Source organism: Hymenobacter plasmatis (assembly GCF_020711255.1).
Classification (GTDB): domain Bacteria; phylum Bacteroidota; class Bacteroidia; order Cytophagales; family Hymenobacteraceae; genus Hymenobacter.
Map to the genome: position 1 here is coordinate 21,414 of NZ_JAJFAW010000040.1, position 8,860 is coordinate 30,273.

At 62.2% G+C, this 8,860-nt stretch carries 8 protein-coding genes; 7 read left to right on the forward strand and 1 reads right to left on the reverse strand.

Translation table 11 applies throughout. The features are described from left to right. Positions 1-38: 38 nt before the first annotated feature. The 5 genes from LJ738_RS20400 (at position 39) to menB (ending at position 6,929) form a co-directional block, all read left to right on the forward strand. Positions 39-473 carry a hotdog fold thioesterase gene (locus LJ738_RS20400; RefSeq protein WP_227788201.1) on the forward strand — a complete coding sequence of 145 codons (435 nt, stop codon included), beginning with the start codon at positions 39-41 and terminating at the stop codon, positions 471-473. Further along, a complete protein-coding gene (locus tag LJ738_RS20405) occupies positions 473-1,714 on the forward strand; it encodes a chorismate-binding protein (RefSeq protein WP_227788202.1) in 1,242 nt (413 codons plus the stop codon). The genes LJ738_RS20400 and LJ738_RS20405 overlap by 1 nt, the downstream gene beginning before the upstream one ends. A gap of 323 nt (positions 1,715-2,037) precedes the next feature. Continuing rightward, on the forward strand, positions 2,038-4,182 hold the full coding sequence (locus LJ738_RS20410; protein WP_227788203.1) for a M28 family peptidase: 2,145 nt from the start codon (positions 2,038-2,040) through the stop codon (positions 4,180-4,182). A gap of 77 nt (positions 4,183-4,259) precedes the next feature. Further along, on the forward strand, positions 4,260-5,975 hold the full coding sequence (gene menD / locus LJ738_RS20415; protein WP_227788204.1) for a 2-succinyl-5-enolpyruvyl-6-hydroxy-3-cyclohexene-1-carboxylic-acid synthase: 1,716 nt from the start codon (positions 4,260-4,262) through the stop codon (positions 5,973-5,975). Between the two features lie 129 nt (positions 5,976-6,104). Then, a complete protein-coding gene (menB, locus tag LJ738_RS20420; protein WP_227788205.1) occupies positions 6,105-6,929 on the forward strand; it encodes a 1,4-dihydroxy-2-naphthoyl-CoA synthase in 825 nt (274 codons plus the stop codon). Positions 6,930-7,012: 83 nt separating this feature from the next. On the opposite strand, the gene LJ738_RS20425 is transcribed toward menB, so the two are convergent. Then, entirely contained in the window at positions 7,013-7,207 is a 195-nt protein-coding gene (locus LJ738_RS20425; RefSeq protein WP_227788206.1) for a hypothetical protein, read from the reverse strand. Between the two features lie 263 nt (positions 7,208-7,470). On the opposite strand from LJ738_RS20425, the gene LJ738_RS20430 reads away from it, so the two are divergent. Both LJ738_RS20430 and LJ738_RS20435 read left to right on the forward strand, forming a co-directional pair. Beyond that, positions 7,471-7,920, forward strand: a complete 450-nt coding sequence (locus LJ738_RS20430) for a hypothetical protein (RefSeq protein ID WP_227788207.1) — start codon at positions 7,471-7,473, stop codon at positions 7,918-7,920. Positions 7,921-7,997: 77 nt separating this feature from the next. Next, positions 7,998-8,860, forward strand: an 863-nt coding sequence (locus LJ738_RS20435) for a DUF885 family protein (protein ID WP_227788208.1), incomplete at its 3' end; no start/stop codon positions are given.

The window sequence follows — 8,860 nt, forward strand, 5'->3', positions numbered from 1 at the left end:
GTGCCGCTTCGGCATTCCTCCCCCCTGCCCCTCTCCCCATGACATTGGAAGAAGTGAAGCGCTGGACGGCTTCCCGCCCAACCCTGGCCGATGCCCTCGGCATTGAAATTACCGCCGTTGGCGCAGACTACATCGAAGGGCGCATGCCGGTAGATGGCCGCACCCACCAGCCTATGGGCCTGCTGCACGGCGGCGCGTCCGTGGCGTTTGCCGAAACCCTGGGCAGCATCGCTGCCGCCACGCGCGTCGACCGCACCAAGCAGGCCACCGTGGGCCTCGAAATCAACGCCAATCACCTCAAAGGAGTTCGCGACGGCTGGGTGCGGGGCCGCGCCACTCCCGTGCACGTGGGCCGCAGCACGCAGGTGTGGGAAATCCGCATCAGCCACGAAGAAACCGGCGCGCTGGTATGCATCAGCCGCATCACCATGGCCGTGATTGACCTGCCGGCCGCGGCCCCAACCCCGGCCTAATGAACACCCCCAACTTCCGGCAACTGCGGTGGCCCGCCGCGGCCGCCGGCCTCGATGCCCAAGCCCGCCTGCGCCACCTGGTGGCCGGCGCTTTGCGCACGAACCGGCCGGTGGCGGTGTGGCGCGAGCCCGGCGCCGCCGAGTCCCGCCTGCTGGTGGCCCGCTCTTTGGAAGCGGCCTACACCGGCTTACCCCCGGCGCTCGATGCCCAGGCCCCGGCGGGCTTTGCCTTTTTCCCCTTCCGCGATTCCGACCACAACCCGGCGCTGTTTCTGCCCGCCGATGTGCTCTACGACGCTGCCCAGCCCGAAACCGTGGCCGTATCGGCCCTGGCCCGCGACCTGGTGCCGGCCCTCACGGCTTGGCTGGCTGCCGCGCCAGTGGAGCAGTTGAGCTGGCACCACAGCGCCCAGCCTGTACCCCACGCCGCTACCGAAGCCGAGTACACCGCGCTGGTGCGCACCGGCGTGGCTGCCATTGAGGAGAAGGAAGTGGTGAAAGTGGTATCGTCCCGAGCTGCTCGCCGGCCTTTGCCCCCGGGCTTCGACCCGCTCGCTGCTTTTGCTGACTTGAGCCAGAAGTATCCGCAGGCGTTTGTGTCGCTGGTGAGCGTGCCCGGCGTGGGCACCTGGCTGGGGGCCACGCCCGAAATCCTGGCCGAAGTCACCGCCGATGGCACGTTCCGGACCATGGCCCTGGCCGCCACTCAGCCCCTCACGGCCGACGTGACGCCCCGCACGGCCATTTGGCGCCAGAAAGAGATAGAAGAGCAGGCCCTGGTGGCGCGCTACATCGTGAGCTGCTTCAAGCAGCTGCGGCTGCGTGAATACCACGAAACCGGCCCGCGTACCGTGATTGCCGGCCAGTTGCTCCACCTGCGCACCGATTTCGAGGTGAACCTCCAGCACGTGCCCTTCCCCTCGCTGGGCACCGACATGCTGCGGCTGCTCCACCCCACCTCCGCCGTGGGCGGCATGCCAAAAGTGGCCGCCATGGAGTTTCTGCACAAGCACGAAGGCTACGACCGCGCCTATTACAGCGGCTTTCTGGGCCCAGTAAACGTGGCCGCGCCCGGCATCGCCCGCCTCTACGTGAACCTGCGCTGCCTGCAGCTACGCGCCGACGAGGCCATCCTCTACGCCGGCACTGGCCTAACGGTGGATTCTGACCCGGAGCGGGAATGGCAGGAAACCGAAATGAAATTGCAAACGGTCGGGACTGTGGTTGCGGCGGCTTCTTAACACTAGTCCTTTAGTAGCTCATAGTAGCTCAACTTGTTAATCGTCTGTCATGCAGAGCGCAGCGAAGCATCTTCTCACGTTTGGAGGCGCACCCTCTTCACGTCTGTCATGCAGAGCGGAGCGAAGCATCTTATCCCCGCTGAACGACTCGTTGAGGCGTGAGAAGATGCTTCGCTCCGCTCTGCATGACAAGAGCCGTGAGCGGGATGCCGCGACCAGCTCAGCATGGCGTTCACACAGATGCCGCCTCGAGCCACCTAATGGTCAATACCTTCGCCTCGACATCTGCCAAATTCATTCACTTGAATCAACGCTCTGTGCTTATGCGCTTTTTTACATTGCTGTTGCTGCTTAGCAGTTGGGCTGGAATCGCTGCAGCTCAGTCGCCGGCGTTGCTACAGGCGTATGCCCGCACGAGCGCGGTGTCGGGCCGGGAGGAGGAAGCCAGCCGCTTCGTCCAAGCGTTGTTCAAGGCCGGGACTGTGCAGCGTGACCGCCTCGGCAACCTGGTGCTGGTGCTGGGCACTCGTACACCGCGCCGCCTGCTGGTGGCTCCGCTCGATGAGCCGGGGTACGTGGTGAGCCAGATTCAGGACAACGGCTACTTGCGGGTGGCGCCTGTGGGCGGCGGGCAGGTTGGGCCGCTGTTCCATCAGTTTTTGGAAGGCCACGATGTGAGCATTATCACCGAGCAGGGTGCCCGCAATGCGATTTCGTGCGTGCCATCGTCGCACTACGAAAACCTGCGGGTAGAGCCGGAAAGAAATAAGCCGCCTTTCTCCTGGCAAGCGGCTTTTCTCGATGTTGGCGCAACCTCCCCCGCGGGAGTAGCCCAACAAGGCATCCGTTTGCTGGACCCGCTCACGCTTGAGAAAAAGCCGGCAATTATCGCCCAGCAGTGGGTGGCGGCCCCAGCCATGAAGGCCAAAGCCGCGGCCATGGCGCTGGCCACCGTAGCCCAAACGCTGGCCGCCGCCCCCGTAAAAGGCACGGTGGTAATCGCCTGGACTACCCTGGAACTACTCAACGGCAAAGGCTTTGAAGCCGTCGCCAATCAGTACGGGCCTTTCGACGAGGTGTACCGCTTCGACCGCACCCTGGAGGCAGAGCCCACGGGTACGGCCCAATTCCTAGCCAGCCCGGCGCTGCCTTCGGCTCTGCCAGGACAGGTACTTATGCAGCCGGCCCGCCCCGCCCGCAAGCCCGTGCTGCCCAATACCAAGCTAGCCACGGCCCGCACCTATCTGCTGGGATTGCCAGCCCGGTACGCCAACACACCCGTGGAAGCCGTAGCCGTGGCCGATGTGCAGCAGCTGGCACAGGCGTGGCTACGAGCCGCCGGAGCCGGTACCACCCTGGCCACGCTGCCGCTACCCGCTGCCAAGCCCGGCCCCACGCTACTAGCCCAATCACCTCAGGCGAAGCTCCTGGCGGGCCTTGTGGGGCAGTACGGGGTGAGCACGGCCGAGACCCCCGTACGCGAATTCATTGCGCGGCAGCTGCCCGCTTGGGCCAAGCCCGTGGTGGACCCGGCCGGCAACCTCACGCTGACATTCGGGCAAGGCAAGCGCCACCTCGTTTTCGTGGCGCACATGGACGAAGTCGGCTTCGTGGTCGATTCCATCCGCCCCGATGGCCGGCTGGTGCTAGGGCTGAAAGGCGGAGCGTACACCTGGCTGTGGGAGGCGCAGCCCGCCTTGCTGCACATCCCCGGGCAGGCCGACATCGCGGCGGTGTTTGAGCCGCGGCCGGGCTACCAGAAGGCCACCAAAAGCGCCACTGCCAGTGCGCTTACCGCGTTTGCGGGCTTCACATCGGCCCAACAGGCGCAGGCAGCGGGCATTCGCCCCGGCACTACTTCTGTTACCATGCCCAAGCAGCTGCGTCCGCTGGGCCCACAGCGGGCGGCCGCCCGCGGCTTCGACGACCGGGTGGGCTGCGCGGCCCTGCTGCTCAGCCTGCAGAACCTCGACCCCGCCAAGCTGCCTTACCGGGTGACCTACGTGTGGTCGGTGGGCGAAGAAATTGGGCTGATTGGCTCCGCTTTTGCCGCGCAGCACCTGCAGGACGCCAGCGTGGTGTACCCGATTGATACGTTTGTATCGTCGGATGCGCCCCAGGAGTCGCGGGCATTCGGCTACTGCCCGCTGGGGCAGGGCGCCGTTATCAGGGTATTGGAAAGTCCAAACTTTGCCCGACGCGACCTGGTGCGGGAAGTGCACGCCCTCGCCGACCGACAAAAGATTCCCATTCAGGAAGGCATGACGGTGGGCGGAACCGACGGGCTGGAATTCCTGAACTACGGCATCCCTTCCGTGCCGCTTTCCTGGCCGGGCCGCTACTCACACTCGCCGGTAGAAGTGCTCGACTACCGCGACATGGACAGCCTTGTGCGCCTGCTGCGGGCGCTGGTGCAAGCGGAGCCTGCGGTCAAGTCCGCTGCCAAGACGGCAAAACCCCGACCCTAGCCAAGGTCGCTTTTCGTGCGTAAAGGCTCACCAGCACAAGCCTAGCTGGCTGCTGCATTCCCGACTACCCTGTTTTCATGACCATACAAGCTGTATTCAACGTTGCTGAAATCTGTGCGCAGCAAGGCATTACCGACGTCGTGCTGTCTCCCGGCTCGCGCTCGGCGCCGCTCACCCTGGCCTTTGCCCGCCACCCGGCCCTGACGGTGCGCGTAGTGCCCGACGAGCGCGCGGCGGCCTTTATTGGGCTGGGCATCGCGCAGGCTCAGCGGCGGGCGGTGGCGCTGGTCTGCACCTCTGGCACGGCCGGGCTCAACTACGCGCCGGCCGTGGCTGAGGCTTTTTTCCAGCACATTCCGCTGGTGATTTTTACCGCCGACCGGCCGCCGGAATGGATAGACCAGCTCGACGGGCAGACCATCCGGCAGCGCAACCTCTACGGGGCCCACGCCAAGGGCGAATTTGAATTCCCAGTGGATACCTCGCACGCCGATGCCAAATGGCATTCGGCGCGCATTGTGAACGAGGCCATCAACCTGGCTCAAGCCGCGCCTGCCGGGCCGGTGCAGGTGAATGTGCCGCTCCGGGAACCGTTTTATCCGAATGCAGGCGAGGAAATCCGGTACGAGCAGGACGTGCAAATCACCCGCGAATTGCCCCTTTCCACAATTGTATCGGAGGCGGACGTTGCCGAATTCACTCAACAATTGCGCACGACCGAGCGCGTGTTGATAGTGGCCGGCCAGCAGCCAGCCGATGAGAAGCTCACCCACGCGCTGCAGGCTTTCTCAGCCGCTTTTGGCACGCCGGTCGTCGGCGACACCATAGCCAATCTGGACGACGCCGGCGCTTTTGCTATCGGCAAGCAAGACGTTTTTCTGGCTGGCTTGAGCAAAGAAGCCAAAGCCGCGCTGCGCCCCGATTTGCTCATCACCTTCGGGCAGTCGCTCATCTCCAAAAGCCTGAAATTGTTTTTGCGAGACGTGGCCCCGAAGCGGCACTGGCACATTCAGGCAACCGGAGCAGCGGCCGATACTTTTCGCAGCCTCACCTCCATCGTGCGGGTGGAGCCCACCGCCTTTTTCACGCGCTTGGCGGCCAAGATTTCTCCCAAGGAGGGCGAAGCTGTAGCTCCCTGGTTAGAGGCCGAGAAAGCGGCTACGTACTTCCTAAAGGGCTTTTTCGCTGCCGAGGGCCAGCCTTTCAACGAGTTTTCGGCTTTCTACCACACGCTGGCCGCCCTTGCCGACCGCACGGCGCTGCACCTGGCCAACTCGATGGCCGTGCGCTACGCCAACATTATCGGCCTCCCGCAGGGCCAGCGCATCGAAGTCTTCGCCAACCGCGGCACCAGCGGCATCGACGGCTGCAACTCCACGGCCGTGGGCGCGGCCCTGGCCCAACCCAACCGGCCGGTGGTGCTGCTCACCGGCGACGTGGCTTTTTTCTACGACCGCAACGCGTTCTGGCACAATTACCCCACGCCCAACCTGCGGGTGGTACTGTTCAATAACCACGGCGGTGGCATCTTCCGTATCATCGACGGGCCGCGGCAGCAGCCCGAGCTGGACGAGTTTTTTGAGACGCGCCAGACGCTCACGGCCGAGAACACGGCCCGGGATTTTGGCTTGCGCTACTTCCCGGTTTCATCGTTTTCAGAACTTGAAGCCGCGCTGCCGGTTTTCTTTGCACCCGACGGTGGAGCTGCGATTCTGGAGGTCATGACCGACAGCCGCACCAACGCCGCCTTTTTCGAACAGTACCGCGCCGCGGTCAAACAAGCATTCGCATAACTTTTAATTTCAACGTCATGCTGAGCGCAGCCGAAGCATCTCGCGTGTGGTAGCAATCCATACGTGAGAACGAAGCGGGCGAGATGCTTCGGCTGCGCTCAGCATGACGTTCTTTTTTCATCTTAATCTATGTCAGAAACCATTCAGTGGAGCCCCATTAAGGAGTTCCGCGAAATCCTGTTCACGCAGCACGGCGGCATCGCCAAAATCAGCATCAACCGGCCGCAGGTGCACAACGCCTTCACGCCGCTCACGGTGCAGGAGATGATTGAGGCGATGAACATCTGCCGCGACCGCACCGACATCGGCGTCATCGTCCTCACCGGCGAGGGCGGCCGGGCCTTCTGCTCGGGCGGCGACCAGAGCGTGCGCGGCCACGGCGGCTACGTGGGCGAAGACGCCATGCCCCGCCTCAACGTGCTCGATTTGCAGCGCATCATCCGCACCATTCCCAAGCCGGTGATTGCCATGGTGGCCGGCTGGGCCATTGGCGGTGGCCACGTGCTGCACGTGGTGTGCGACCTGACCATCGCGGCCGAAAACGCCCGTTTTGGCCAGACTGGTCCCAACGTGGGTTCGTTCGACGGTGGCTTTGGCGCCTCCTACCTCGCCCGCGTGGTGGGCCAGAAAAAAGCCCGCGAAATCTGGTTCTTGTGCGACCAGTACGACGCCCAGGAAGCCCTCGACATGGGCTTGGTAAACAAGGTAGTACCGCTCGACCAGCTCGAAGAAACCACCGTGGCCTGGTGCAATAAAATCCTGCAGAAAAGCCCGCTCTCGCTGCGCATGCTCAAGTCGTCGTTCAACGCGGAGCTCGACGGGCAGGCCGGCATTCAGGAGCTGGCCGGCAACGCCACGCTGCTTTACTACCTCTCCGACGAAGCCAAGGAAGGCCGCAACGCCTACATGGAAAAGCGCCAGCCCGACTTCTCGAAGTTTCCAAAATTTCCGTAACGGCTCGTTTTCTCCGTTCTTTACACAAAAAAGCCCTGCCGTTCGGCCGGGCTTTTTTTATGGCTGGTTACTGACAAATTGAGCTAAAACGCTGAGCCGAAAGCCTGAACGCCCTCGCACCAGCCAAAGAAAAACCGCAGCCGGGCGTTTTTGCGCTCTTTTTTCTCGGCCTTGTGCTGGGCCTTTTGCTCTGGCGTTCGGTCGTCGTGTGCTTTGGGAGCAGCCGCACCGCTATGCAGCGGCGTGGGCACGGGGGCGGAATTGGGCTGAACGTTCATGGCAACACGGGGCTGATGAGACACCCATATTAAGCATTCTGGGAGCAGAAGTCAAGTAAAATCTTTAGCTCCTCCGCTCCACCAAGCATTAAGCTAGCACCGCTGCCTCCCAGGGCGTTATAATCCATGAAATATAGAAAATACAAAGTCCGTTTTTAGCTCAATTTTTAATAAAAACCGGAGGGAAATAAAGCGCAATTTCAATTGCCGGAGCTGCCCGTGGCGCGCTATTTTTGTTGAAGGCCGAGCCCTGTACTGCTGATATGACGGACGCTGATTTTCACAAAGCCATCCGGCGCATCCGCTGGCTGCACTGGCTGCATTACCCGGTGCAAGGCCTGTTTATGGGGGCGGTGGTGCTGGTGGCCGGCCGCCACGCCGCCGTGGGGACTACGCTGGAGCCGCGGCTGGCCACGTGGCCGGCCCTGCTGCTACTCGGGGCGCTGGTGCCCGCGGTGGGGATGCTGCTGTACGTGCTCTACCGGCGCATGCAGCCCAATTTGCGCCGGCCCGCCGAGCAGAACCTGCGGGTATACCAGGGCCGAATGTTCTTGCGCGACAGCCTGCTGAGCCTAGTGAGCCTGCCCATGCTGGCTTCCTACGTCTTCACCCACGCCGTATTCGACCTGGTGGCGTGCGGGGCCATGCTGCTCGCCTTGAGCTGGCGCACGGCGCCCTCGGCCAAAACCTACCAACGCTGGCTGCTAACGTAGCGCCTATATTCACGCCACGTTTTGGTATTCATCCGGGGTCTGTTATGAAATTTTCTGCGCTTGCGTTCGCATTTCTCGTGCTGTTCACCTTTTGCGTTCAGGCGCAGCAGCGCATGAACCCGGATATTGCCGTGGCCGTGAACGCCATCAAGGGGTTTGAGAAAACAGAATTCCAGCGCGACAGTAGCCTCCACCACCCGCTGCGCTCCCAAACCGAGAGCACCTTTCAGGCGCGCTATACCTTTTATAAAAAAGTAGCCACCAATCTGGGCGCAATCAATAAAAAAACCCTGTCCTTCGAGGACGAGGTTAACCTGGAATTATTGAATTATCGGATTCAGGAAGAACTGGCTGAGTACGAGTACCAGGCCTATTTAAATCCGCTATATACCGACACGGGGTTTCACGCCGCCCTGGCTGATGAGGGAAGCGCAACGCTCCGCACTAAAAAGGATGCCGAGCAATATCTTATTCTGCTCCAAGATATTCCGCGCTTCATGGATGAGAACATTCAGCTGATGCGCAAAGGCGTTTCGCTCGGCATCACCCAGCCCCGGGAAGTGCTCAACGGGTACGAAACAAGCTACACCCAGCACATTGTGGGGGCGCCCGAGCAGTCCGTATTCTGGAAGCCTTTCGCTACCAAGCCCGCCGCCATCCCCGAAGCCGAGTGGCTGGCCCTGCAAAACACCGCCAAAACCGTCATTAGCAAAGACGTAATCAGCAGCTACCAAAAGCTCAAGGTATTTTTCGACCAGGAGTACTTGCCCAAAGCCCGGGCCACGCTCGGCGCCACGGGTTTTCCCAATGGCAAGGCCTATTACGAGGAGCGGGTGCAGCATTTCACCACCACCAAGCTTAGATGTATAGTCCCAAAGAGTGATGGTGTATTTTCCGGGCTGGAATTTCGCACGCACTTATGGGACAAGTACTCCACGGC